This window comes from Alkalibacterium sp. f15 (assembly GCF_049389645.1).
Classification (GTDB): domain Bacteria; phylum Bacillota; class Bacilli; order Lactobacillales; family Carnobacteriaceae_A; genus Alkalibacterium.
Map to the genome: position 1 here is coordinate 34,451 of NZ_CP186540.1, position 25,022 is coordinate 59,472.

23 protein-coding genes, 8 tRNA genes and 1 other RNA gene are annotated in these 25,022 nt (G+C 39.0%); 8 read left to right on the top strand and 24 right to left on the bottom strand.

From position 1 onward, the window contains the following. Nucleotides 1-11: 11 nt before the first annotated feature. Nucleotides 12-1,520 carry a DUF1846 domain-containing protein gene (locus tag ACO1PF_RS00150; RefSeq protein ID WP_423189368.1) on the bottom strand — a complete coding sequence of 503 codons (1,509 nt, stop codon included), beginning with the start codon at nucleotides 1,518-1,520 and terminating at the stop codon, nucleotides 12-14. Between the two features lie 1,046 nt (nucleotides 1,521-2,566). Here ACO1PF_RS00150 and ACO1PF_RS00155 point away from each other — a divergent pair. Next, nucleotides 2,567-3,229: a DNA alkylation repair protein gene (locus tag ACO1PF_RS00155; RefSeq protein WP_423189369.1), complete on the top strand. Its 663-nt coding sequence runs from the start codon at nucleotides 2,567-2,569 to the stop codon at nucleotides 3,227-3,229. A gap of 67 nt (nucleotides 3,230-3,296) precedes the next feature. Here the strand turns inward: ACO1PF_RS00155 and phnE (ACO1PF_RS00160) are convergent, their stop codons facing one another. Genes phnE (ACO1PF_RS00160) through phnC form a run of 3 tightly spaced genes read right to left on the bottom strand, consistent with a single transcriptional unit; the run spans nucleotide 3,297 to nucleotide 5,678 of the window. Further along, a complete protein-coding gene (phnE, locus tag ACO1PF_RS00160; protein ID WP_423189370.1) occupies nucleotides 3,297-4,100 on the bottom strand; it encodes a phosphonate ABC transporter, permease protein PhnE in 804 nt (267 codons plus the stop codon). Next, complete coding sequence (gene phnE / locus ACO1PF_RS00165) at nucleotides 4,100-4,909, bottom strand: phosphonate ABC transporter, permease protein PhnE (RefSeq protein WP_423189371.1); 810 nt, start codon at nucleotides 4,907-4,909, stop codon at nucleotides 4,100-4,102. Before phnE (ACO1PF_RS00165) ends, phnE (ACO1PF_RS00160) begins: the two co-directional genes overlap by 1 nt. Beyond that, nucleotides 4,899-5,678 (bottom strand): phosphonate ABC transporter ATP-binding protein, encoded by a 780-nt coding sequence (gene phnC / locus ACO1PF_RS00170; RefSeq protein WP_423189372.1) that lies wholly within the window; start codon nucleotides 5,676-5,678, stop codon nucleotides 4,899-4,901. Before phnC ends, phnE (ACO1PF_RS00165) begins: the two co-directional genes overlap by 11 nt. Before the next feature lie 577 nt (nucleotides 5,679-6,255). Here phnC and ACO1PF_RS00175 point away from each other — a divergent pair. Next, on the top strand, nucleotides 6,256-6,858 hold the full coding sequence (locus ACO1PF_RS00175) for a hypothetical protein (RefSeq protein ID WP_423189373.1): 603 nt from the start codon (nucleotides 6,256-6,258) through the stop codon (nucleotides 6,856-6,858). A 140-nt stretch (nucleotides 6,859-6,998) separates the two neighbouring features. Here the strand turns inward: ACO1PF_RS00175 and ACO1PF_RS00180 are convergent, their stop codons facing one another. Continuing rightward, nucleotides 6,999-7,784, bottom strand: a complete 786-nt coding sequence (locus ACO1PF_RS00180; protein WP_423189374.1) for a mechanosensitive ion channel family protein — start codon at nucleotides 7,782-7,784, stop codon at nucleotides 6,999-7,001. Between the two features lie 316 nt (nucleotides 7,785-8,100). Between ACO1PF_RS00180 and ACO1PF_RS00185 the strand changes: the two genes are divergently transcribed. Continuing rightward, entirely contained in the window at nucleotides 8,101-9,492 is a 1,392-nt protein-coding gene (locus ACO1PF_RS00185; RefSeq protein ID WP_423189375.1) for an L-cystine transporter, read from the top strand. A gap of 306 nt (nucleotides 9,493-9,798) precedes the next feature. Beyond that, nucleotides 9,799-11,115, top strand: a complete 1,317-nt coding sequence (locus ACO1PF_RS00190; protein ID WP_423189376.1) for a Na+/H+ antiporter family protein — start codon at nucleotides 9,799-9,801, stop codon at nucleotides 11,113-11,115. A 173-nt stretch (nucleotides 11,116-11,288) separates the two neighbouring features. Here ACO1PF_RS00190 and ACO1PF_RS00195 read toward each other — a convergent pair whose 3' ends face one another. Both ACO1PF_RS00195 and ACO1PF_RS00200 read right to left on the bottom strand, forming a co-directional pair. Continuing rightward, a complete protein-coding gene (locus tag ACO1PF_RS00195) occupies nucleotides 11,289-11,591 on the bottom strand; it encodes a hypothetical protein (RefSeq protein WP_423189377.1) in 303 nt (100 codons plus the stop codon). Nucleotides 11,592-11,608: 17 nt separating this feature from the next. Further along, complete coding sequence (locus ACO1PF_RS00200) at nucleotides 11,609-11,797, bottom strand: hypothetical protein (RefSeq protein WP_423189378.1); 189 nt, start codon at nucleotides 11,795-11,797, stop codon at nucleotides 11,609-11,611. 229 nt (nucleotides 11,798-12,026) lie between these two features. Here ACO1PF_RS00200 and ACO1PF_RS00205 point away from each other — a divergent pair, with 229 nt between their 5' ends. Next, entirely contained in the window at nucleotides 12,027-12,926 is a 900-nt protein-coding gene (locus ACO1PF_RS00205) for a glycine betaine ABC transporter substrate-binding protein (protein ID WP_423189379.1), read from the top strand. A gap of 167 nt (nucleotides 12,927-13,093) precedes the next feature. Here ACO1PF_RS00205 and ACO1PF_RS00210 read toward each other — a convergent pair whose 3' ends face one another. The 4 genes from ACO1PF_RS00210 to ACO1PF_RS00225 form a co-directional block, all read right to left on the bottom strand. After that, nucleotides 13,094-14,227, bottom strand: coding sequence for a THUMP domain-containing class I SAM-dependent RNA methyltransferase (locus tag ACO1PF_RS00210; protein WP_423189380.1), 1,134 nt, complete (start codon nucleotides 14,225-14,227; stop codon nucleotides 13,094-13,096). A gap of 97 nt (nucleotides 14,228-14,324) precedes the next feature. Continuing rightward, nucleotides 14,325-14,697, bottom strand: an RNA gene (gene rnpB / locus ACO1PF_RS00215) — RNase P RNA component class B. 14 nt (nucleotides 14,698-14,711) lie between these two features. Continuing rightward, the gene (gpsB, locus tag ACO1PF_RS00220) at nucleotides 14,712-14,972 is read right to left on the bottom strand and encodes a cell division regulator GpsB (RefSeq protein ID WP_423190471.1); all 261 of its coding nucleotides are present in this window, start codon (nucleotides 14,970-14,972) and stop codon (nucleotides 14,712-14,714) included. A 590-nt stretch (nucleotides 14,973-15,562) separates the two neighbouring features. Further along, entirely contained in the window at nucleotides 15,563-16,150 is a 588-nt protein-coding gene (locus ACO1PF_RS00225; RefSeq protein ID WP_423189381.1) for a DUF1273 domain-containing protein, read from the bottom strand. Between the two features lie 62 nt (nucleotides 16,151-16,212). Between ACO1PF_RS00225 and recU the strand changes: the two genes are divergently transcribed. Together recU and ACO1PF_RS00235 are read left to right on the top strand one after the other, a co-directional pair. Beyond that, nucleotides 16,213-16,839, top strand: a complete 627-nt coding sequence (recU, locus tag ACO1PF_RS00230) for a Holliday junction resolvase RecU (protein WP_423189382.1) — start codon at nucleotides 16,213-16,215, stop codon at nucleotides 16,837-16,839. Between the two features lie 129 nt (nucleotides 16,840-16,968). Next, on the top strand, nucleotides 16,969-19,638 hold the full coding sequence (locus ACO1PF_RS00235) for a transglycosylase domain-containing protein (RefSeq protein ID WP_423189383.1): 2,670 nt from the start codon (nucleotides 16,969-16,971) through the stop codon (nucleotides 19,636-19,638). Nucleotides 19,639-19,700: 62 nt separating this feature from the next. On the opposite strand, the gene ACO1PF_RS00240 is transcribed toward ACO1PF_RS00235, so the two are convergent. The 11 genes from ACO1PF_RS00240 to perR all read right to left on the bottom strand — a co-directional run bounded on the left by ACO1PF_RS00240 (nucleotide 19,701) and on the right by perR (nucleotide 22,183). Continuing rightward, complete coding sequence (locus ACO1PF_RS00240; RefSeq protein ID WP_423189384.1) at nucleotides 19,701-19,883, bottom strand: hypothetical protein; 183 nt, start codon at nucleotides 19,881-19,883, stop codon at nucleotides 19,701-19,703. A 72-nt stretch (nucleotides 19,884-19,955) separates the two neighbouring features. After that, nucleotides 19,956-20,027: transfer RNA gene (locus ACO1PF_RS00245), tRNA-Gln, on the bottom strand. Between the two features lie 6 nt (nucleotides 20,028-20,033). After that, a tRNA-His gene (locus ACO1PF_RS00250) sits at nucleotides 20,034-20,106 on the bottom strand. Nucleotides 20,107-20,165: 59 nt separating this feature from the next. After that, nucleotides 20,166-20,236: transfer RNA gene (locus ACO1PF_RS00255), tRNA-Trp, on the bottom strand. 6 nt (nucleotides 20,237-20,242) lie between these two features. Beyond that, a tRNA-Tyr gene (locus tag ACO1PF_RS00260) sits at nucleotides 20,243-20,323 on the bottom strand. Nucleotides 20,324-20,339: 16 nt separating this feature from the next. Next, a tRNA-Phe gene (locus ACO1PF_RS00265) sits at nucleotides 20,340-20,412 on the bottom strand. 12 nt (nucleotides 20,413-20,424) lie between these two features. Continuing rightward, nucleotides 20,425-20,496: transfer RNA gene (locus ACO1PF_RS00270), tRNA-Glu, on the bottom strand. Nucleotides 20,497-20,511: 15 nt separating this feature from the next. Next, nucleotides 20,512-20,598: transfer RNA gene (locus ACO1PF_RS00275), tRNA-Ser, on the bottom strand. A 9-nt stretch (nucleotides 20,599-20,607) separates the two neighbouring features. After that, nucleotides 20,608-20,680: transfer RNA gene (locus ACO1PF_RS00280), tRNA-Asn, on the bottom strand. 118 nt (nucleotides 20,681-20,798) lie between these two features. Next, entirely contained in the window at nucleotides 20,799-21,731 is a 933-nt protein-coding gene (locus ACO1PF_RS00285) for a diacylglycerol/lipid kinase family protein (RefSeq protein ID WP_423189385.1), read from the bottom strand. 17 nt (nucleotides 21,732-21,748) lie between these two features. Continuing rightward, nucleotides 21,749-22,183: a peroxide-responsive transcriptional repressor PerR gene (gene perR, locus ACO1PF_RS00290; protein ID WP_423189386.1), complete on the bottom strand. Its 435-nt coding sequence runs from the start codon at nucleotides 22,181-22,183 to the stop codon at nucleotides 21,749-21,751. Nucleotides 22,184-22,374: 191 nt separating this feature from the next. Here perR and ACO1PF_RS00295 point away from each other — a divergent pair, with 191 nt between their 5' ends. Beyond that, nucleotides 22,375-23,463, top strand: coding sequence for an FUSC family protein (locus ACO1PF_RS00295; protein WP_423189387.1), 1,089 nt, complete (start codon nucleotides 22,375-22,377; stop codon nucleotides 23,461-23,463). Between the two features lie 45 nt (nucleotides 23,464-23,508). Here the strand turns inward: ACO1PF_RS00295 and ACO1PF_RS00300 are convergent, their stop codons facing one another. Both ACO1PF_RS00300 and ntdP read right to left on the bottom strand, forming a co-directional pair. After that, complete coding sequence (locus ACO1PF_RS00300; RefSeq protein ID WP_423189388.1) at nucleotides 23,509-24,354, bottom strand: hypothetical protein; 846 nt, start codon at nucleotides 24,352-24,354, stop codon at nucleotides 23,509-23,511. A 101-nt stretch (nucleotides 24,355-24,455) separates the two neighbouring features. Next, a complete protein-coding gene (gene ntdP / locus ACO1PF_RS00305) occupies nucleotides 24,456-24,992 on the bottom strand; it encodes a nucleoside tri-diphosphate phosphatase (protein WP_423189389.1) in 537 nt (178 codons plus the stop codon). Between the last annotated feature and the right edge of the window lie 30 nt (nucleotides 24,993-25,022).

Below are 25,022 nucleotides of genomic sequence, written 5' to 3' on the forward strand. Positions count from 1 at the left end.
TAAGCTTGATATTAATTATAATATAAATTTCCAGTTGCATAAACCGGATCGTTTGTAATATCCATCCCGAGCATTTTTAGAGTTTGTTCATTTTCATGATTCATGATAACCGTTGAATGGGCTTGAGCATCTTTCAAATGGGACAATTGTTTGTATGCAAGATGGGCTGTCGGATTAGTCACGGCACTTATTGCTAAAGCAATGAGCAGTTCGTTAGCGGATAGAGTTGGTACTTTACTATTCAGTTCGTCTGTTTTTAAACGTTGGATCGTCTCTAAAATCATAGGTGTCAACAAATCGATCTCATCAGCTATATTTGCCAATGATTTTAGCGCATTTAACACTGCAGCTGCTGAAGCATCCATCAGTGAAGAAGTTCGACCCGTAATGATTTCATCATTATTCAATTCGATCGCAATAACCGCTTGTAAATTTGAATCATCCATTAACGCTTCTACTTCTTTTGCATAAGAACGTGCAACTCTTACTGTTGTCCGGTCTTTCTTTTTCAGGTCAGATTCTTCCAGAATCAATTGAATCCTGCGTAAAGTATCTTCATCCGCCAAGCCTTTTTTGAAATCATTCTCTACCGAAAATGCCCGACGAATAATTTCTTCGTTTGCTGCTTTCACTACGACATCTTCATCGATAATTCCAGATTTCAATCGGTTAACACCCATGTCAGTCGGTGATTTGTAAACAGATGGTTTACCCGTTATTTTTTCGATGATACGTTTTATCACTGGAAACATTTCAACATCGCGGTTATAGTTAACCGCTACTTCTCCGTAGGCTTCAAAATGATAATTATCCATCATATTTACATCTTTCAGATCAACCGTTGCTGCTTCATAAGCGATATTGACCGGGTGCTTGATAGGCATGTTCCAAACAGGAAATGTTTCAAATTTTGCATAGCTGGCTTTATTTCCGTGAGCATATTCATGAAAAAGCTGGTTTAAGCACGTAGCCAATTTCCCACTACCTGCGCCTGGAGCCGTAACGACTACTAAAGGTTTTGTTGTTTCGATATAGTCATTTTTAGCAAATCCTTCTTCGCCGAGGATCGCATCCACATTTGTCGGATAACCTTCAATATTATGGTGAGTATGCACGTTTATGCCACTGCGTTCTAATTTAGACATGAATATCTTTACATTAGGCTGTTCCTGGTATCGTGTAATCAAGACACTGTTAACCGGGATACCATATGCTCTGTATTCATCGATCAACCGTAAAACATCGCGGTCATACGTAATGCCATAGTCTCCACGCACTTTATTGCGCTCAATATCACCTGCATAGACACATATGATTATTTCTGCTTTGTCTTTTAAAGTTGCCAATAATTTCATTTTTGCGTCTTCATCAAAGCCCGGCAGGACACGTTTAGCATGTTTATCGCCAATCAACTTACCACCGAATTCCAAGTACAGTTTTTCGCTATTTTCTACCCGTTCCAATATATAGGCAGACTGTTCTTTTAAATATTTATCTGTATCAAAACCAACTTTAAACATAACCGTCCTCCTGTTTCCTTTTTCAATCTCTACTATTATAACACTGATTCTTGAGAGACTGAATGACTTTTATAATTATAAAGAACAGAAGCAGAATTATTCTAGATGCACTTAAATATAAAAAAGAAAGCAATCGCTGAGCGATTGCTTCATTATTACTATTGTTTTGTTTATAGTGTTGCTAATAATATGTGCCTCCCCATTTGTGTATGGCACACTTGAGCCGATTGTGCGTGACCTTCGTGGGTGCTTCCTCTTTGTGAAGGGCACGCGTGAGCTGATTGCGTGACCTCCGCTTGTGCTTCCACTTGATGAAGGGCACGCTTGGGCCGATTGCGTGACCTTCGTGGGTGCTTCCTCTTTGTGAAGGGCACGCGTGAGCCGATTGCGTGACCTTCGTGGGTGCTTCCTCTTTGTGAAGGGCACGCGTGAGCTGATTGCGTGACCTTCGTGGGTGCTTCCTCTTTGTGAAGGGCACACTTGGGCCGATTGCGTGACCTCCGCTTGTGCTTCCTCTTTGTGAAGGGCACGCGTGAGCCGATTGCTTGACCTTCGTGTCTGCTTCCACTTGATGAAGGGCACGCGTGAGCTGATTGCGTGACCTTCGTGGGTGCTTCCTCTTTCTGAAGGGCACGCTTGGGCCGATTGCGTGACCTTCGTGGGTGCTTCCTCTTTCTGAAGGGCACGCTTGGGCCAATTGCGTGACTTTCGTGGGTGCTTCCACTTAGTAAAGGGCACGCTTGGGCCAATTGGGTGACTTTCGTGTGTGCTTCCTCTTTGTGAAGGGCACGCTTGGGCCGATTGCGTGACCTTCGTGTCTGCTTCCGCTCTGTGAAGGGCACGCTTGGGCCGATTGCGTTTATAATCATGGTTGCTGCCAGAAAAACAGTCTATGTTTACTAACGAACAGCAGCCTAAACCAACTCTATTCCTTTTTGAAAAAGTTTCTTTCTTAGTCCCTAACTATGATATTATCAATTTAACATAGTTAGGATCTAGTTATAATAATTGAAAATCAATTAATTCTCATCGGAGGAGTGACTAACTTGAATGGAGAGACTTTGTTGGAAGAATTAAAAGAAAACAGAGCTGCTGACCGGGCTATTCATATGAAAAGATACATGCGAGACCAGTTTGAATTTTTAGGAATTCCTGCAACGAAAAGGCGTGAACTTGTACGACCTTATTTAAAATCGGCAAAAAAAGAAGCTTCTGTTGACTGGAATTTTTTGAATAGCTACTGGGAGCTGCCGTTTCGTGAGTGTCAGTATATTGCCAGTGATTACCTCTCATTGAAACAACATCAGTTGGTTCCATCAGATGTTGGAAAAATAAAAGCATTAGCTCTTAAAAAACCATGGTGGGATACGATCGATAGCTTGGATAAAGTCATTGGTGGATTAGCATTAAAGTATCCAGAACTTAATCAGACGCTTTTAGAGTGGAGTGTCGATGAGAGTATCTGGTTGAGACGCATCGCCATCAATCACCAGCGCCACCGTAGAGACCAGACGGATACAGTTTTACTTGAACAAATTATTAAGAACAATTTAGGTAGTTCTGAATTCTTTATCAATAAAGCCATCGGATGGATATTACGAGATTATAGCAAGACGAATCCTGATTGGGTTTCTACTTTTATTGACCGTTATAAGGAGCAACTTCATCCACTCAGTATTCGTGAAGGCAGCAAGTATCTAAACAGATAATAGCTCCATAGATAAAATCCCACCAGGTCTATCACCGACCGGATGGGATTTTTTATAATGATATCAGTTATACGAGTTTTTCTCGTATTTTTCCACTTAATTTATCAATAATTGTTACGAACACAATAACGATGATAAGGATGACCCCTACATCTTCCCAATTACGTTGTTGTTGAGCGATCATCAATGGGACACCGATTCCGCCCGCTCCAACCAGTCCTAGTATGGTCGAGGCACGTACGTCAATTTCAAAACGGTAAATTGAGAAAGAGGCAAAATCCGGTAACACTTGAGGTAATACGCCGTACCAGATGGCTTGGACCCGATTCCCGCCACTCGCTCGAATCGCATCCACCGTATTCATATCGATAGATTCAATCACTTCAGCATAAAATTTGCCAATCATCCCGATGGAATTGATACTGATTGCCATTACTCCCGGATAAGGTCCGACACCCAAGGCCGCAACGAATAAAATAGCGAATATGATCGAAGGAATCGCTCGAATTGCGTTCAATATTGCTTTGCCAATGTAATTGAAATGCCCGCCAATATTGCGAGACGCTAGAAAAGCAATCGGAATAGCAATGATTGAAGCCGCAACTCCTCCCGCATAAGCGATTGCTATAGTTTCCAGTATTTCTGAAATGCGGACCGGGAATTTTTCCAAATACTCTACCGATGTAAAAGGTACGATAAACATACGGTACAAAATAACTAAAGGCGAAACGCGCGACCCTGGTATCGTCCAATCTTGACTCCAAAATGCGGATATATAGAAGAAAGCCAACAGGAAAACGATAATCGCCAACATGCGTTTGGTAGACTTATCTTTTTCTTTTTTTAAAGATATCTTTTTTTGGTCAGTCATTACTCTAAATACCCCCTTACTTTGTTACTAACAAAATCAATAATTGTGATGGTGATAAATAATACCAGCAAAATCATGGACAGACGGTCATATCGGAAGAATTTCATGTTCCTATTCAACAACTGACCGATCCCCCCAGCTCCAATGAAACCTAGAACGACAGAAGCTTTCACATTCATCTCAAGTACATACAGAGTATAAGATGCATAATAAGGTAAGATTTGTGGTATTACACCATACCGGATGATCTGCAGTTTATTCCCACCACTTGCCATAATGGCATCCAACGGCCCTTGGTTAATACCTTCGGTTGTTTCACTTAACATTTTCGCTAAAATACCTGATGAGAATATCGTTAATGCAACAATGCCCGAAACAGAACCCATTCCCATAAATGCAACCACTATAATAGCGAGGATAATATCCGGAATCGTTCTAAAAAAATTTAACAACGTACGAACTAGACGATAATAATAAGGTTTTTTATTGATGTTATTCGAAGCCAAAAAAGTCAGAGGTAATGCAATGATTGCTGCAAAGGTTGTAGAAAGTAGCGCAATGTTCCATGTTTCCACTAAGTACTTAAAGCTGGTGGAGAAGTAACCCCAGTCTGGTGGTAGTAAGTCAGTAAAAACCATGTTCCATAGGATGCCTAAGCCTCTAATCAAACTTATTGGATCAGCCTCGGTTCTGTACAAGGCGGCTAAATACATTAAGACGACAACAATTAATACGATGATTGTTTTAGCTACAAAGTGACGCGAAACAATATGGATTTTTCCATCAGATCGTGATGCTTTATTCGCCATCGGCCTCATCCCCTCGCTTATCATCTTCGCGAATTGGACGATCATATATTTGTTCAAAGGTTTCTTCCGTGACGTCAGAAATGGGACCATCAAAGACAATTTCACCATCACGCATGCCGATGATACGATCCGCATATTCCATCGCCATATCGATAAAGTGCAAGTTTACGATTGTAGTTAAATTATCCTCTTTGGATATGCGTCGCAAGTCTTTCATCACCATATGAGAAGTTGGGGGATCCAGAGAAGCTACGGGCTCGTCAGCTAAAATCACTTTGGGTTGTTGCGTGGCTACTCGTGCAATGCTGACACGCTGTTGTTGTCCGCCACTTAACTGATCGGCACGTACATAAGCTTTTTCTTTAATCCCTACACGTTCCAAATTATCCATGGCTAACTTTAAATCCTTTTGCGGAAAAATACCGAGCAAACTTTTTAATGTCCCAGTATGCCCCAAACGCCCAGCCATTACATTACGTAAAACGGATAGACGCTTTACCAAGTTGTAATCCTGAAAAATCATACCCACTTTAGTACGCAGAGAACGCAGACGATTATCTCTTAGATACGTCACATCTTCCCCATCCACCAACAATTGACCTGAGGTAGGGTCAGTCAGCCGGTTGATACAGCGAATCAATGTTGATTTACCGGCCCCAGAGAGACCTACGATAACAACAAATTCACCTTGTTCAATCTTCAAATTGATTTTTTTTAATGCTTCAAGTCCATTGGGATACGTCAGCGAAATATTTTTAAATTCTATCATGTAAGTCATTCCTGATTCCTTTCAACTAGTTAATTACGATTTAGATCGATTCATTAATTATGTACAGATTGAGTATACACCTGTCGAAACATGTATATCAATACGCACAGTGAAAGGAGCCCCATCATTCACGAAAAAGATTTTCTTTAACGATGATCATCCCTGGTACTATTTTAATGAAGGGAAGAGCTGGGACAGATATCTCAGCCTTTCACTTCATTTTATTAACAAAATGATTACCTCTAGATAACTATTCAAAACATACAAGAAATCGCAGTAATAAAAGTAAAAGTACCGTGTTGAAAAACTTGTCAGACACCAAATTACGAGAGGTGCACGCCTCAAACAATTAAACAACTTGAAAAATGACTTGATTTTCTCGTACCAGACACTTAAAGTAAACAAGTGACTATACCGAAATCCTTGGGACAGAGGCAGCAGGTACATTTCGCCTTCCCCTTTCGCCTGCCTTGCTCAGTCGGTAGAACACATCCCTCGTAAAGAAGAAGTCGTCAGTTCGAATCTGGCAGATGTCATCGTATTTTAAAAAAATCACTGTAATCGAGAGGGAATCATCATGCCAATCGTCTATCTAATTGAAACCAACAATCAAACAGTACTTAGTCAAGGCATCCGCCTATTCAGCCGGTATCCTTATAATCATTTGTCCATATCCTTGGACGCATCCTTATCCGAGGTCTACAGCTTTGGACGGCGCCAACCGATAAATCCGCTCATGGCTGGTTTCGCAAAAGAAGACTTCAGTCATCCCTTTTATAAAGAGTCCAGCGGTCGGGTATATGCCCTCCAGGTCAGCGACCAGGAATGGCAAATAATTCACACGCACCTTCAGTCTTTTGAATTGAATCCTTTTGACTGGCATTACAATTTGCTAGGCTTGCTACCTGCTTACTTTCAGTATTCATGGGAACGGCCTGATCATTTCTTTTGTTCAGAATTCGTGGCAACACTCTTACAGTCCGCAGGTGTCTTGTCCCCTTACAATCGTCCGAACCTGATGCATCCCAGAGATGTTATCGAATCGGTTCACTCGATTTGTGTCTATGACGGACACTTGCAATTGTATCCTGGATTGATTCAAGCTATATCGAGTACCCCTCCTTCCGAGCGGCGTTACTTCAGACCGATCCAGTATGTGTATCGGCAATTCATCCATTAATATTCATAGAAAAAGGCCGGGACAAAAGCCCCAGCCTTTTTTGCATTTTCTGAATGGTTTTTCATAAACAAGTTCCAAAAGCAGACTCACCGTCCACTCTCTTTTTACAACTAATAGAATCGCAGGATACGTCTTGATTCTTATATATTATGAATATCCATTTGTGGATAAGGGATAGAAATTTTTTCTCGGTCAAAGGTTGTTTTGACTTCTTCTATTAAATCAAAATGGACCACCCAATAATTTTCTGTTTTCGTCCAAACTCTAACCGTGTATTCGACCGCACTGTCTCCGTGTCCGGATAGACGAATAAAAGGTTCTGGATCCTTTAATATCAATGTGTGTTTAGCGATGATGCCTTCAAGCGTTTGAATAACATGATGATTGTCTTCTTCATAACCCACACCAAAAGTAAAATCAACACGACGTGTATCGTGTACTGAATAATTTACGATCCCTGAATTAGACAAGTTTCCATTTGGGATGTAGACCATTTTATTATCTGGTGTGATCAATTCTGTATACAGGATTTGAATGGCTTTAACCGTTCCATCATATCCAGCTCCTTCAATATAGTCCCCTACTTTAAATGGACGCATAGTCAGCAGCAATACTCCGCCAGCCAGGTTAGATAATGATCCCTGAAAAGCCAAACCTAAGGCCAAGCCAAATGATCCCAGTATAGCCACAAACGAGGCCGTTGGTATACCTAATATACCAATGAGGCTTACAATCAATAATACGTTCAGACCTATACTTACTATCGACATCAAGAACGGTTTTAAACTTTCATCTAGCTTAGACCGGCTAATCTGACTGCCAATTAATTTAACGATCACTTTGATAACTATTAGACCGACCAGTAAAGTGATGATAGCTAATGCGATGGGTTTTACTATTTCTACCATAAGATTAATCCAATCCAATTCTACTCTCTCCTTTTAAACTATGTACTTTAAAATCAGTTTCTTTCCCATCATAACATACGATTTCAGTCTTTAATAAGAAAAGTGAGGTAAAGCGGATGACACATCTTCCCTTCCAGAGTTAAACTATTTATAAAAGCCCTTAATATTGTTTGCAATTCGGTTGTGCACTAGGTATTATAATAGAGTCTCGTTTTTAAGTTTACAAAAGTAAGCTATACGGATACTGATTTCGGAAAAAAATCTTTATCTAGGGCCTTTAACCCTATGACGCATTTCTTTTCTTAGGAAAAGACAATTAAAGGAGAGATTTCTTATGACTATTATAGGAATAGTTAGTGTGTTAATTGCATTTGTCCTCACACTTTTCGGGTTATGGAAACTTCAACAAAAACATGTTAAGTTTTCTACACGCGTATTTATCGGATTAGGTGCAGGAATTATTTTTGGTGGAGCCTTACAACTCTTATTTGGAACAGAAAGTAACATTACAGTTGGAGCAATGGAATGGATCAATGTCGTAGGAAACGGCTATGTAGCCTTCTTACAAATGCTGATCATGCCATTGGTTTTCGTTTCAATTATTGGAGCGTTCACCAAGATTCAAGGAAGTAAAGATTTAGGTAAAATCAGCTCATCCGTTTTAATTACCTTGATCGCTACAACAGCCGTAGCTGCTTTAATCGGTGTGTTAAGTATCATGGCCTTCAATTTAGACGGGGCGGAATTTGTTCAAGGAGAACAAGAAAGTGCGCGTATTGAACAGTTACAGGAAAGTCAGGCAACTGTCGAAGAATCAACAATCCCTGAACAGTTGATAAATTTCATTCCTCGTAACGTTTTCTCGGATCTATCCAACTCAAGAAGCACAAGTACCATTGCTGTTGTTGTTTTCTCAGCCTTTGTGGGAGTTGCCTATCTGGGTATAAAACGAAAAGATCCGGAACAAGCAGAGACTTTTAAAAACATCATTGATAGCTTGTATGCTATTGTCATGCGAATCGTCACTTTAGTTCTGCGCTTATCCCCTTATGGTATATTCGCCTTGATGACTAAAGCTATTGCGACAAGCAATTTCCAAGCGCTATTGAATTTAGGACTTTTCGTCATAGCATCTTATGTGGCAATCGGTGTTATGTTTATTATTCACTTAATTATATTAGCCGGATATAAAGTCAATCCAATCACTTATGTAAAAAAAGTATGGCCCGTTCTCAGTTTCGCTTTCACTTCACGTTCGAGCGCTGGAACATTGCCTTTAAATATTGAAACACAAACAAAAGTATTAGGTGTCGATCATGCTTCCGCAAACTTTGCCGGAACCTTTGGCTTATCCATCGGTCAAAATGGATGTGCTGGAATCTTTCCAGCTACACTTGTGGCTATTATTGCGCCAACGGTGGGTATCGATATCACCAATCCAATGTATATCCTGACTATTATGGCTGTTGTTGCAATCAGTTCATTCGGTGTCGCCGGTGTTGGTGGCGGTGCAACCTTTGCAGCTTTGATCGTTTTAGGCTCATTGGGTCTCCCTATCTCAATCGTTGGTTTAGTCATCTCCGTTGAACCGATCATCGATATGGCACGAACGTTCTTAAATGTTAATGACAGTATTGTCGCAGGTATTATTTCATCTAAAACCATCAAACAGTTTGATGAATCCATGATGAACGACAAAGATCTTGTGCTACAAGTAGAAATTTAAATTTAATTTAATTAAAAAGCAGGTATCATTTAGTTGATACCTGCTTTTTATACGTAATATTTCAATAACATGAAGCTATTAATTTTTTTATTTGATCTGTCGAAATACCTATCAGCAATTTAAATATAGAAGCTAGAATTCTTGTTTATTTATTTACATCATCAGAAATAAGTGCATGAAAACAAGCAGTTATTTCTGATTTTTTAAATTTTTACAATACTCTATTTTCTTTTAGTCACTTAATAAAAAGTATGGTACTATTATTTAATCGTTAATATGATATTATTTTGAAAAAGGAGTGAGAATTTGTTATTAAACCCTGTTATCATCTCAGTTATTGTCATGGTGTCATTATCCCTGCTGAGACTTAATGTATTACTCGCTTTAATTATTGCGGCTTTAGTAGGCGGTCTAGCTGCAGATATGACATTGATTGAAACCATGGAAGTCCTACTTGGTGGTATGGGCGGAAATGCAGAAACGGCACTCAATTATATCTTATTAGGTGCTCTCGCTGCTGCAATTGAAAAAACCGGTGCCGCAACCATCATTACTCAGAAATTATCAAAGAGTATGAAAGGAACGGGAAAATCTTTAGTCTTTATCATTGCCTTCATCAGTATTTTTTCTCAGAATTTGATCCCGGTGCACATTGCATTTATTCCTATACTGATCCCACCGCTAATCATGATAATGAATAAACTGAAGATTGACAGAAGAGCTGTCGCTTCCGCTTTAACTTTCGGATTAAAAGCACCGTATGTTGCTCTTCCGGTCGGTTACGGCTTGATTTTCCATAATATCATTCGTGATGAGATGGCTTCAAGCGGACTAGAGCTTGTAGACGGTGAAGTATGGCACGTCATGTGGATTCCTGGCCTTGCCATGGTCATAGGCCTTTTGGTAGCTGTTTTGATTACATACCGAAAACCCCGTGAATACAGAGATAGTGAAGAATCTGGGTTCAAGTTTGGGTTCAAGCACCTGGAGTCAGAAGAAGTTACGTTTAATAAAGACCATGCTTTCGCCATAGCCGGCGCGGTAGCTGCCTTGGTTGTACAGTTATGGTTAGGCTCTTTAGTCTTAGGTGCAATACTAGGCTTATTCATCATGCTTGTCGGCGGAGCTATTAGATGGTCCAGTATCGATGTCATGATGAAAAGCGGTATAAACATGATGGGCTTTATTGCCTTTGTCATGCTCGTCGCCTCAGGTTACGCAGATGTCATTCGATCAACGGGTGGTGTAGAGACCCTCGTTGAATCAGTAATAGGGGTAATTGGTGGTAACCAGCTAATTGCCGCTACCGGTATGATTGTATTGGGACTGCTGATTACTATGGGTATCGGTACTTCTTTCGGTACCATCCCAATTATTGCTGCCATTTACGTTCCCCTGGCATTAGAACTAGGATTCAGTCCAATGGCAACGGTGCTCTTAATTGGTTCTGCTGCAGCCTTGGGTGACGCTGGATCTCCAGCATCTGACAGCACGCTCGGCCCTTCTGCCGGTCTCAGTGTTGACGGACAGCATGACCATATCTGGGACACGTGTGTACCAACCTTTATGCACTATAATATTCCCATAATGATATTCGGTATCATCGGAGCGCTCATTTTATAGTTTGACATCTATTTAAGTTGTTAGCAGATATATACGATATTTACAGTGTAGCAATAAAAAGCTCTAGAAGACTTGTATCCAAGTCTTCTAGAGCTTTTTATGTTATCTTTTCCAGAATCACTAGCTTCAATATCAAAGTTTAAAATATAGTTAATTTAAACACATATGAACCTTCAAGCAAGTAGTGCATAGCCCACAGAAACAAACATCATCAGAATCATCGTGGTAATGAAATGCACACCAAGTATACTTAAGTAATATTCATTCTTTTTTTTAGTAATCTTCATCCATTCAACGATCTGAAAAGATATGAGAAAACTCATCAATCCTAATGCAACCAATACATAGTTGTGAGACTCAACTGCAGTAAAAGCGAAACGTTCCCTTATTACTGCTCTGATCAATGGCATCAAACTACCTATCATCGCTATCATAAACGTAGCAGCAAAGTTCAGTTTATTCCGGTTCTTATTCAATAGCACACTTCCCGCTCCTAAACATTAGTTTTCTCGATATATATTCTAAAAGCTACTTGAGCAATGAAACCAATGACGATCATAAATGACAAATGAAAAATAATGGATAAATTGTTTGATGTATTTAACAAAATAAAAGCATAAATACTTACAGGCAGAAAACTGATCAATAAATATTTCAATAAATCACTCTGTTTGTTCGTCATTACAATACCTCCAATGTAAATTTTTATTTAAATCTGTAATAAACATTCACTAGTTCACTATGTAATTAAGTATATACCAAAAAACAAACCAGAAACAATACTTTTATACATTAACCTTTGGATTTGAGCATAGTAGCCAACTATGCCCATTTCGTACCATATTTTATATATTTCCCCTTCTATGTTATCATGGAAAAGTTGTATTTCTATTAATCTTAGGAGGAAAAAAATGAAAAGATTTACAGTATCAAAAACTGTGGTGCTGCTTTTTGCACCAATTTTACTTACTGCTTGTGGAGGAAATGATAGCGCTGTTTCTCAGGATGAAAACGTCGGTGAATCTTTAGACTATACGATTACAGGTATAGAACCCGGATCAGGCACGGCCGAAATAGCCCGTAAAGCCCTTGAAGAATATGACACCTTAAACGGATGGGAAATCCAGGAGAGTTCTACTGCCGGCATGTTGACTGAATTAGCTCAGGCAATCGATAACGAGGAGCCAATCGTTGTGACTGGTTGGACTCCTCATTACATATTTGAATTATATGACCTAAAAATTCTAGAAGACCCTCTTAACGTTTTCGGGGGTGAAGAAGGCATCAACACGTTAACACGTACCGGCCTTGAAAAAGATATGCCTGAAGCTTTTGAAATACTCAGTCGATTTGAATGGACAACAGAAGATATGCAGGAAGTCATGCTCGAAGGTTTGGAAAGAGACTTTGAGGACGTTACTGCAGAATGGATAGATAATAATCGAGACTTAGTCAATGAGTGGACGGAAGGTATAGACGATGTCGATGGCACTCCATTTGAATTAGGCTCAATTCCATGGGATACCGAACGTTCTTCGGCTAATGTCATGGCACGTGTCCTAGAAGAAAAAGGATATGATGTCACTATCACTAACTTGGATCCGGCGGTTCTTTACCAGGCTTTAAACCTAGGCGAAGTCGATGCCACAGCTGGCGCATGGCTGCCTACAACGGCAGGTGCCTTTATGGAAACATACGGTGAGAATATTGTTGATTTAGGACCTAACTTAACAGGGACAGTCATAGGTTTTGTCGTTCCATCCTACATGGAAGATATCAACTCAATCGAAGACTTACCCGCTCAAGACTAATTGAAACGCATTTCAAAATCAATAAAAGAGCACAATGAACCTTAAGATAAGGTATCATTGTGCTCTTTTATTGTTTAGTTTTCCATATTTAAAATATTTTAAATTTTGCACTAAAAGTGTTTTAACTGAATTAGAAAGGCAGACTGGAAACCAGCCTTTTTTGCTTTCTATTTTCTAGATGGACGCTTGCCCCAATATTGGAAGTAATCCGTACGGATGTATCCGTTATAGAGTTTACGTTTTTTAGTTGCTCTTTTTCCATAATGTTCTTCGAAGTCCAAGTCACTTGTAATGATGTATTTGCTCCATGTTTCAAGCGGTTTAAACGTTTCTCCCATTTCACGGTATAATTGATAGACGTCTTCTGGATCTCCCAGTCGTTCGCCATAAGGTGGGTTGGAGATGATAACGCCGAATTCTTTGTCTGTCTTAAGATCCGCCAGTTGCATCTGCTTGAATTTAATACTGTGCGAAAGTCCTGCTTCCAATGCATTCGCTTTGGCGATTTCAATCATGTCGCCATCGATATCTGTTCCCAGAATATCCAGTTCGACGTCATAATCTGCCTGATCTTCTGCATCCTGACGTGCTTTTTGCCATAATTCTTTAGGCATCCAGTCCCAATCTTCACACAAGAATGTGCGATTGAATCCTGGTGCGATATTGTGTCCGATAAGTGCTGCTTCTATTGGAATCGTTCCAGAACCACACGTTGGATCAATAAATGGACGGTCTTTACGCCAAGTTGTTAATAGCACCAAAGCAGCAGCCATATTTTCTTTTATTGGTGCCCCGCCTTTTTCTTTACGGTATCCGCGTTTAAACAAGCTAGGTCCAGTTGTATCAATAGTGAGTAACACTTTATCATTTCTGATGGCCACTTCAATAGGAAACTTCGCTCCTGTTTCGGGTAGCATGCCTCTTCTGTGATAAACATCTTTGATTTTTTCAGCTATCGCTTTGTTCACGATACGCTGTACATCCGGTACACTGTACAATGTTGATTTTATCGACTTACCGCTGACTGGAAAAGCTGCGTCCATAGATAAATAGTCATCCCATGGTAGAGCTTTGGTTTGTTCGAACAAGTCATCAAACGTTTTGGCCTCAAATTCACCAACAATAATCTTCACACGGTCAGCTGTACGCAGCCATAGGTTGGCTTTAGCGATATCTTCTTTATCGCCTTCAAATCTTGCACGTCCGTTTTCAACTTGGACATCGTATCCTAATTTTTTTAGTTCATCTCCAACAAGGGCTTCGATCCCACTTGCGGCTGTAGCGAGTAATTTATAGGTCATTCATTTGCCACCTCTCTTATTTTAATAGTATGCATGAAACACTGTTGACGTAAAGAAATCCTCTCTAAAAAAGAGAGGATTTCACCACTATGTACATCACTGTAAGCCATGTTTTGTCTAGATAAAACGGTGAAGTCTTATCCGAGATAACCATCTGTCTGCACGAGCATTAAGCCCTGCCTCTTCTCTCTGTTCAATTCCAGGAGAAAAGTGCCCCTACCAAAGTTTGGGTTGCTCACTCGAGGGGTTTACCGCGTTCCACCAAACGCGTTTCCACGTTTGCTTCGTCACTGTGGCACTTTCAAGGGTACTCAAGCATAGGTTTCCCCGTAGCTCTTTTTCCTGCCGTCATCCCATACCTGGGAGCCGCAGCTTATTGTTTCGCCGCGCACGAACACTACAAGCATCGCAGCTTGTGTGAGCATGGACTTTCCTCACAACTCTATTGAGCTGTGCGATTATCCGTGATGTACATTATTTAATTTTACTCGTCTTCTAATTTTGATCCAAAAACATGTCGTTCCAGGTTAGATAGACGTTTCAAGATATCGAAATTTGATACGTTAGACTTTGTTTGACCGGAACTTGAGCTTTGTGTGGTCATTTGTTTGGACTGTTCATCCACTTTATCAAGCAAACGGTCATTTTCAGTTTTTAACTGTTCAATCTCTTTTTGAAAAGCATCATAGTCTTTGATCACAACATCAAGAAATTCATCGACTTCTGTTGGATCATATCCGCGCATTTTTGACTTAAAATCTTTTTCTAAAATTTCTTTTTGGGTCAACTCTTTATTCACAACTACACCCCATCTATTCGTCTTTAATTAATTATGAAGATACTAATTGAATTCGCTATTATACACTATTCTTGTACGTGCAATATCATTATAACAAATATAAGCCTAAAAGTGAAGATAACCCGGTTCAATATCATTTTATTTTAAATTATCTCAGTTTTACAAATATATATATACATATACTTCATATACCAACACTTGATCAGCAGCTTTTCCTGCGCATTTATCACTAACCAGAATAACTTACTTCTGACGACTTCAACAACCCAGTAGTCTCCATACCTTAAGGTACATGAAGACACCCCGATAATTCTGATTTGCTTGTTGCTAACTTAACTTATGACATATTAACATTACTTAGCTCTATTATTATAAGGCTGTTATCAATAACTACCTCATTGGTATCGCTCAAAACTATTTATCCTTAAGTACTTCCAAAAATCGCCATATTGGTACCAATTACAACTAATCCGAATTTTATTAAACTTAATTATATTTCAAAAGAAAAAGGTCAGGACATCTGTCCTAACCTTTTATTATTGTTCTTCTTCTTCTTCAAAACGCTCTTCTTCAAGTAAATCATTAATAAACCACTGAAGTTCGTCAAATGAGATTGTTTCTATTTTATAAGGGTGTTTTTCCTGATACTTCAAAGCCTGATCATAGAAGAATGAAACTTTACCTTCATGATCCATATCATAAAAGAGCAGGCATCCATCCGTATTTTTAACAATGAACTTCTGATTGTTCTTCAACTGGCCTGGGTTGGCGTAATCTTGATTTGAAGTGTAATTGATATAATCCGCCCGTTCGACGATTGAGTTGTAGTACATTTGGTTGACTTCATTCCACTTACTTGAAAAGCTCGTGTAAGGTAATAATAAGGCGAGCTTCAGTTCAGGATAGTCTGCTTTTAAATCCAGTGCGACTTCTCCCATCCACAACTCCGTACCCAAGTTGCCGGATATAATGACCCATTCCATGCCTTGCTCGATATATTCAATCAATTTTCTTTTGAAGAATTTTTTTATATAATCTATTTTGGGGTCATCGGCAGAAAATATTGAAAGTTCAAAGGATCGGTAGCCGCTGACGTATAAATTTTTAATAAGTTTCTCCTCCATTCTACATTCACCTGTCATTGTTTGGTAAACTAGAGTTATATTAATTTAAGGTTGTGAACACATTGACTATTCGGTATCCAAACGGAAAACTATATCATATTCATGATGACAAAAAGAAGACTGAAAATCAACCTAAGAAAAAGAAAATTTCTTACAGTAAGCGCGGGATGACCCTAGAAGAAGATTTAAACGCAACGAATGATTATTATCTTTTGAGAAAAAAAGCGGTCATTCATAAAAAACCTATTCCAATACAGGTAGTTAATGTTGATTACCCAAGACGCAGTGCGGCAAAAATTACTGAAGCATACTACCGGAGAGCATCCACAACGGATTATAATGGCGTGTATAAAGGTCACTACATTGATTTTGAAGCTAAAGAAACGCAAAATAAAACCTCTTTTCCTTTAAAAAACTTTCATGATCATCAACTGAATCATATGCAGGCCTGTTATGAGCACGGAGGCATCTGCTTTGTTGTTATCCGTTTTAGTACGTTAAACCGCGTTTTCATAATTAATTTCCCTCAACTAAATAAATGGTGGAACGAGCAGTTTGAAGAGAAAGGGAAAAAATCTATTCCACTAAAAGTGATTGAAACAGAGGCCATTGAAATCAACTATGGCCTCTCCCCTCGTCTGCCTTATTTAGTCGTTGTTGATCGATTGATTAATGAACAAAATATTTAAAAGATTTTTAAGAAAAGAACGACATTATTGACTCATTTATAAAAGTAGTGTAAAGTTCTTCTCTGATATACTAAAATGAAACAAGCCCATTTCAATGGGTTTAAAAAGAGATTATTAAAGGAGCGTAACATGTCACAAAAAGATGAAATGTCTCGTAAAGATTATAAAAAATCATCAAAAAAAAGCACCACGCAGCAACCAAAAAAATGGTTTAAACGTATCATTCTTACCTTTATAACCCTCTTTTTAATGGTCCTTGTTGCTGGCGGAGCTCTCTTCGCCTACTATGCTTCAAATGCACCTGAAATGACTGAAGAAGATTTAATGGGTACTTATTCCTCTGAATTACTAGATAAAGACGGTAATGTATTTTACACGTTAGGTGCCGAAACGCGAGAGTATGCTGAAGCCGATGAATATCCTGACGTTATGCTTGACGCGATGACAGCCATTGAAGATCAGCGTTTTTTTGATCATATGGGCATTGACCCGATTGGTATTGGACGAGCAGCTATCGGATACGTTACTAACCGAGGGCAAATTGTTGGTGGGGGTAGCACCATTACCCAGCAGTTAGTCAAGTTATCTGTCTTTTCTACAACAAGAGAAGATCAGACATTACAAAGAAAAGCACAAGAAGCCTGGTTAGCCATTCAACTTGAGCGTCAATTATCGAAAGAACAGATTATCACGTTATACATGAATAAAATCCATATGGCCGGCAATGTGTATGGCATTTCCACTGCAGCTGAAGAATATTACGGCAAACAGGTCAGTGAACTGGAGATACATGAAGCAGCTTTATTTGCAGGGATGGCTCAAGCGCCTAATCGATACAGCCCTTACGTCAATCCTGAAGTAGCTAAAGATCGCCGGGATGTAGTCATCAACGTCATGCGTGACGAAGGTCATATTACCTCTGACGAAGCAGAGGCAGCTAAGGCCCTTCCTATCGAAGAAGGATTAGTTGAGCTAAGTAGTGCTGATAATAACGCACTTGTGACCGATGCTTATGTGCAACTCGTAATTGATGAAGTGAGAGAAAAAACCGAGATCGATCCTGCTACGGCAGGCTTAACGATTGAAACTAATATTGATATGGAAGCTCAGCAGCGAGTTTTTGATGTCTTGAATTCAGATGAGTATGTCGACTATATTAATGAGGATGTACAGGCTGCAGTAACCCTTGTAGAAGCTGAATCAGGTAAACTGAGAGCGATTGGCGGCGGTCGAAATACAGAAGTCCTAAGAGGACAGAACCGTGCAACCCAACAGAAAAGTACAGGGTCTACTATTAAACCTTTAACGACATACGGACCTGCTATTGAGCATCTACAATACTCAACTTATCAACAAATTGAGGACGAAGAATATACTTATCCTGATGGCACACCCCTTAGAAACTATGATGGCCAGTATAGAGGTCAAATAAGTCTACGCGAAGCACTTGTAGACTCACGCAATATCCCGACAGCTAAAGTTTTCAATGAAGATTTAGAGACTAGTCAAGTCGAAGAATTTGTTACTAATTTAGGTGTTAATATCGAACCGATGTCCAATGAGGGCGTATTGGTTCCGCAAAATGCAATCAATGGTGTGATGACTCCGTTACAAATGGCTGCCTCTTATGCTTCGTTTGCAAACGGCGGAAATTACACTGAACCGTATACTGTTTCTAAAGTAACCACACAAGATGGACAAGAAATAGATTTATCCCCGGAAACAAATCAAGCAATGTCTGATTACACTGCTTACATGATTACCGATATGCTTAAAGATGTTGTGGCTAACAATAACAATACTTTAGGTATTTCCAATTTATCTCATGCTGGTAAAACAGGTACGACCAACTTCACTGAAGAGAGATTAACAGAATTAGGTTATCCATCAGATGCTGTGCCAGACTCATGGTTTGTCGGTTATTCATCAACCTATTCTTTATCTGTCTGGACGGGATATGATAATAATAATGATGGTTATTTATCATTTGATGATGGCTCACGATTGCTCCCCCGTCATATATACAGAGAAGTGATGCAGTATGTTTCTGAAGGTGTAGATAACAGCGATTGGCAAATGCCTTCATCTGTTAAAGAAGTAACTGTTGAAGATGGTACTGATCCAGCGCAATTACCTGGGCCAAACACACCGGATAGTGCGCGTATTACTGAATTATTTGTTTCGGGAACTGAACCAACAGAAGAATCACTCAGTTATGGTGAAGAATTAGACGCACCAACTGGTCTCTCTGCTGATTACGATGAAGATTCTGATGAGTTGTCCGTCACTTGGGATGACTACACATTAGAAAATGAAGACGAAAACGTTACCTATAACCTCTCTATCGGTGGTGAAACAACAACGTTAAGCGACACCGAGTATTCCGTGACTGAACCGCCTGAAGGAAACTTAACTATCACTTTATCCGTTTCAGCTTATGGTACAACAGGTCCAGAAACTTCAACTAATATCACCATTCCAGCACGTGAGGAAGATGAACCTGAAGATGATGAAGAAGAACCTGAGGAAGAACCCGAAGATGAACCTGAAGATGATGATGAAGAACCTGAGGAAGAACCCGAAGATGAACCTGAAGATGATGAAGAACCTGAAGAAGAACCCGAAGATGAACCTGAAGATGATGAAGAACCTGAAGAAGAACCCGAAGAAGATGATAATGGTCAAAACAATCAGAATAACGAAGACGAGGATGAGGAATCAGACCAGAATGGGAATTCTGGTAACGGTACTCCCCCTGCTAACGATGATGACGACGATTCAGATGACGATGACGAATAAAAGCTAAATAAAAAAGGAAGAGATAAGCGCCTCTAGCGCTCATCTCTTCCTTTTTTATTTACTTATTCATCTTTAGATTTAAAGAACGTTTTACCTTTAGACATACGATAACCTATAAAAATATTCCATAGACCTATAACAAGACTTATTCCACCTATGAAAGGATCTTTAAAAACAACGTATAAAGATAAGAAAAAAATAAGAATCCCCATTATAATAAAAAATTTCCCGGTTTTTTCTGTCATTTTTACGCACTCTTTCTTATTAAGTCATTATAAAAAGAAAACTCAATGCAGATGCATTGAGTTTTTGTATTACTGGGCTACTAGGATTCGAACCTAGGAATGACGGGATCAAAACCCGCTGCCTTACCGCTTGGCGATAGCCCATCTAAGGGCGACTGATGGGAATCGAACCCACGAATGCCGAGACCACAACCCGGTGCGTTAACCACTTCGCCACAATCGCCATATTATTATTTCCAATAAATAGTGTACCATAAATATTAATTTAACAATTTACTGAAACAGGGGTAGTAGGAATCGAACCCACATTGATGGTTTTGGAGACCATAGTTTTACCGTTAAACTATACCCCTATTTAATGGAGGGAGTAGGATTTGAACCTACGAACCCGAAGGAACGGATTTACAGTCCGCTGCGTTTGACCACTTCGCTATCCCTCCAGCATATTAAGTTGAATGGCGCAGGACAGAGTCGAACTGCCGACACACGGAGCTTCAATCCGTTGCTCTACCAACTGAGCTACTGCGCCAAAGTACTACGATGACCCCTACGGGATTCGAACCCGTGTTACCGCCGTGAAAGGGCAGTGTCTTAACCGCTTGACCAAGGGGCCTAAAACAAAAAAAAAAGGAGAATGAGGGATTCGAACCCTCGATACGGAAAACCGTATACACGCTTTCCAAGCGTGCTCCTTAAGCCACTCGGACAATTCTCCATTAAGATACTCCACAAGCAGGGCTCGAACCTGCGACATCGTGATTAACAGTCACGCGCTCTACCAACTGAGCTATTGCGGATAATTTTTTTCTTCATCAACCTTTAAATCATAACATGGCTTGTAGTATCTGTCAACGCTTTATCAATCAAAAAATCTTTTCATTTAAATCTTTTCAGGTTAACCTACATTTCCCACGATTAAGCTTCTTTATTGAAGAGAAAGCCTTTATCTGCTTTTTCAGGAATCAAAACAGTTAAATAACCTGATCTGACATTGATGTTTAGCGGAAAATCAGGACCCTTTTCACCATCAAGCGCAACATGAGCCGTATCATCTATTAAGTCGATTGTCGCTTCTTCAAATGAAACAATCGTAACTGATGACGGCATTGTTCCAGTTTCCTCATTGTTTCTAATCAATTTTGAAAGAATAATCATCTTATCACCTAATGTTGTTTGATCCAGAGATAAAAGGTGAAGTTTTCCATCATTTTTATTTGCCTCTGAGAAAAAACGGGGAATTCCAAAAACACTATGTGAAACACCTATAAGAAGCAGAGTACTCTCTTTTTCAAACTTTTTACCATCTAGTGTTAACTCAAAGTGGTAAGGTTTTTCATCTTTGAGAGACTTTATTCCTTCCAGAAAGTATGCCATTGGACCGTAAGCTTTTTTCATTTCTTCTGAAACTTCCCACACTGTTTCAGGCAAGGTTCCAGAAGATAAGCTGCTTAAAAATAAATGACCGTTCACTTCTCCAACATCACACTTTTCTTGATTAGCATAGACCAACTGATCAATTGCTTTATAGATATCCGTCGACATTCCCCATCCGATCGCAATGTTATTAGCTGTTCCGGTAGGTAAAATACCGATTATTGGTCGATATGATAGGCCGTTTAAAGCGTTTAACGCTTCACTCACTGTTCCATCTCCACCCATAATAATTAGATGATCGATTTTCTCAGCACACGCTTCAGTAGTGTACTTGCCAATATCACTTTTTTGTTTTGTTATTCTAGTCACACAGTGCCACCCTCTTGCCATAAAGGTTTCCTCAGCAATTTGGGCAACATCACCACTGTTCTTTTTTCCTGAAGACGGGTTAACCAAAATGAGTATGTTTTTCAAAAAAAACACCTTCTTCTTTAGGACGTTCGTTCTTTCTGACAATTGGGACACAGTCCATATATTTCTAAACGGTGAGAATTGACCTCATAGCCAGTCAGGTTGCTGGCAACGACTTCAACGTCATCCAGTCCCGGATAATAAATATCTTCAATTTTACCGCATCTTGTACAAATCGCATGGTAATGCTCAGTCGATGCAAAATCAAAACGGCTCGAATTATCACCAAACATCATTTCTTTAACTAAACCCATTTCGGTAAATAAACGTAAGTTGTTGTACACTGTTGCCACACTCATACTCGGAAAATCTTCTTCTAACGCTTTATATATTTCATCAGCTGTTGGATGACTGTCCTGATCTATCAAATATTCTAAAATAGCATGTCGTTGCGGGGTAATCCGTACATTATTATATTTTAACCGTTCAATGGATTGGTCAACTAAATAACTCATCTCTATCAATCCTTTATCATTTACTTGTAGTTACCTAAATGATACAGTTTCCATACGATATTTGCAAGAAAATGTGCGTTGTTGACCTATTTTTGATAAAGTGTTAAGTTTAAATTTCCTTTAAACAATTAAGGTTATTTGTAGTATAATGAAAACTATAAAATAAACTTGGAAAGTTGTGACTTTACTTTATGAAAATCGGAGCAAGAACTTTTAAAACAAGTATTGCTGTATTTCTGGCTTTATCTATCCCCTCTTTAGTAGGCATGGATGAAGCTGCTTCTCTAGCAGGCATATCGGTGGTTGCTTCTATGCAACCCTCTGTAAAAAAATCTTATGCTACATTAAGAGACCGTCTTGTGGCAAACTCGATTGGTGGACTTGTTGCAGTCATTATGGCTACTGGTTTTGGCACTTCGTTTGTTATCATCAGTTTTGCGACTGCGATCCTTATTTCACTGTTACATCAAATCAAGTTAAATAATGTGATCGGTTTGTCAACTATGACATTAATCATCATTATGTTGTCCACGGATGGAGATATTCTATCTAATGCTGTGATAAGAGTTTTAGCTACGTTTATAGGTGTAGTGGTTGCCTTTTTAGTTAACCAACTGATCTTACCTCCAAATTACGAGGAAAAACTTTTTCACACAACTAATCAGGTAACCGATGATTTAACGAGATTTATACGAGTTAATTTAAGAAAAAATAGTCAGTATTCACTTATGCGAATTGATTTAGAATCCATCGAACAATCTATAAAAGAAATGAAGCGTCTGCACAGTTTTCTCCTGGATGGAGAATGGCATCCTTTTGGTCAAAAAAAGGAACTGTCTTTCAAGAGGTTGTTAGTCATTTATCGTCAATTTATTCGTACGACTGAATCGGCTTATTTCCTGGTTCGAACATTACATGAATCTGAACATGTCTATAATCATTTCCCGGATAAACTTCGGATACTATTGCGAGAAAGACTTGAGACGCTCATGTCTGCTCACGAACAAATCATACTAAAATGGAATGGACGTGTGTTACCTGAAGAAGTTAACTTTATCGCCTACAAGTCTGATTTGAGAAAAACGTTTATGCGCTCATTCTTTACTGAGGCAAGTTTAGAATCCTATCTAGAAAATGATTATGGTCAAAGTAATACCGTGATTCACCTCATGTCGGCTGTTTTGGAATATGAGGAACAATTACAACATCTTAACAAGTTAGTCAGTAGTTTCAAAACAAATCACCAGGATAATTATTCTAAAGTACGGTCATTACACTAAAAAAGACAAGCTGCTCATACAATGAGCAGCTTGTCTTTTTTGTTGTTATAACTCTTCATTGAAAAAGGTATCTAGTATGGTCACAATTTGATGCGTGCCTTCGTCATTCAAATCGTCGTTATCATCGAAATATGCTGCAAGAGAATTTTCCGATGCTTCATTTAGAAATGCAGAATGTAAAGGTAAGACAGTAATGTCTTTTTCTTCAGCAAGAGATTGCATTCTGCCTAAATAACTTTGATAGTCAAGAGAGCGAGAGTTGAATTGATTTATTTCGTTTGGAACGGGATATGGATCAAGTAATAAGAGTTCGGTTTTCTCTTGTATCAAGAGGCTATCCAAAACATAACTCATGAATTCTTCTGTTTCCGCCAGTCCTATATCTCTTATTTTATCAGGTAGCGCAGGCATCCCATAAATGATTACGTCCGGACTGTCCTTTATTACTGCTTGTGTAGTTTGTTGTATGTATAATTCATAAGAATCATATTCTGGATATGTATGATTCATAACATTAAAATCACCACTTATAGAATCAGCAATCATCGTATTCAACTCATTTACCCATGCCTCTTCCGAATCGATATCGCCATAATAAGCCAATGATACTTCACCGTTTTTCAAGGACAAGAAATCTAAAAACTCATATAAAGTAAGAGACTCACTATGTTCTTCATAATATTCCAAATTTTTATGGGAGGAGGCTCCATCTTCTTCTGCATCATTTCCAGTTTCCAATGTTTCTTCACTTACACCCTCATGATCTTCAGCAAAAGAAACAAGATTTCCATCCATTTCTTCTCGTTGCCTTGCAGAATATCTTTGTCCAAAAACAATCGTAACTATTGTTGCAATAAGTAATAAAGGGATTAATATAAAACTTTTTTTCACATCTCTTGATCCTCTCTATGTAAAATATGATTACTTAAAAAAACGAGAGATAAGGAAAACAGTAGAAGACATTTCTGTCTAACTACTGTTTCTCATCACAATCAGTTTTTACCAGTTAATTGTTTATAACGGTCATACCAAAGATCGACGTAGCCTTCTGAAAAAGGGCCTTTTTCTTCATTGATCCAATCAACTAATATTTTGATGTGTTCTTTTAGTATTAAGTCTATCTCATCTGGATACTCCCACTTTTTACCGTGTTCCTCATACTCGTCTACATCTAACAAGCGTTTTTCTCCATCGGGAAAGACTTTAACATCTAAATCATAGTCAATATATTTCGCACCTTCTTCATCGATCAGAAAAGGCGAAGCCATATTACAATAATAAGACGTCCCTTTTTGACGAATCATTGTGACGATATTAAACCAATAATGTTTATGAAAATAAACTAATGCCGGCTCACGTGTTTTCCACCTTCTACCATCTGATTCTATGACTAGTGTATGATCATTACAACCGATCAGCGCATTTTCAGTTGTTTTTAACACCATTGTGTCACGCCACGTCCGGTGTAGACTTCCATCATGTTTATAACTTTTGATTGTGATGAAATCTCCCTCTTTAGGAAATGTCATCTGATTACCAACTTTCTAGTCTATTTTAAC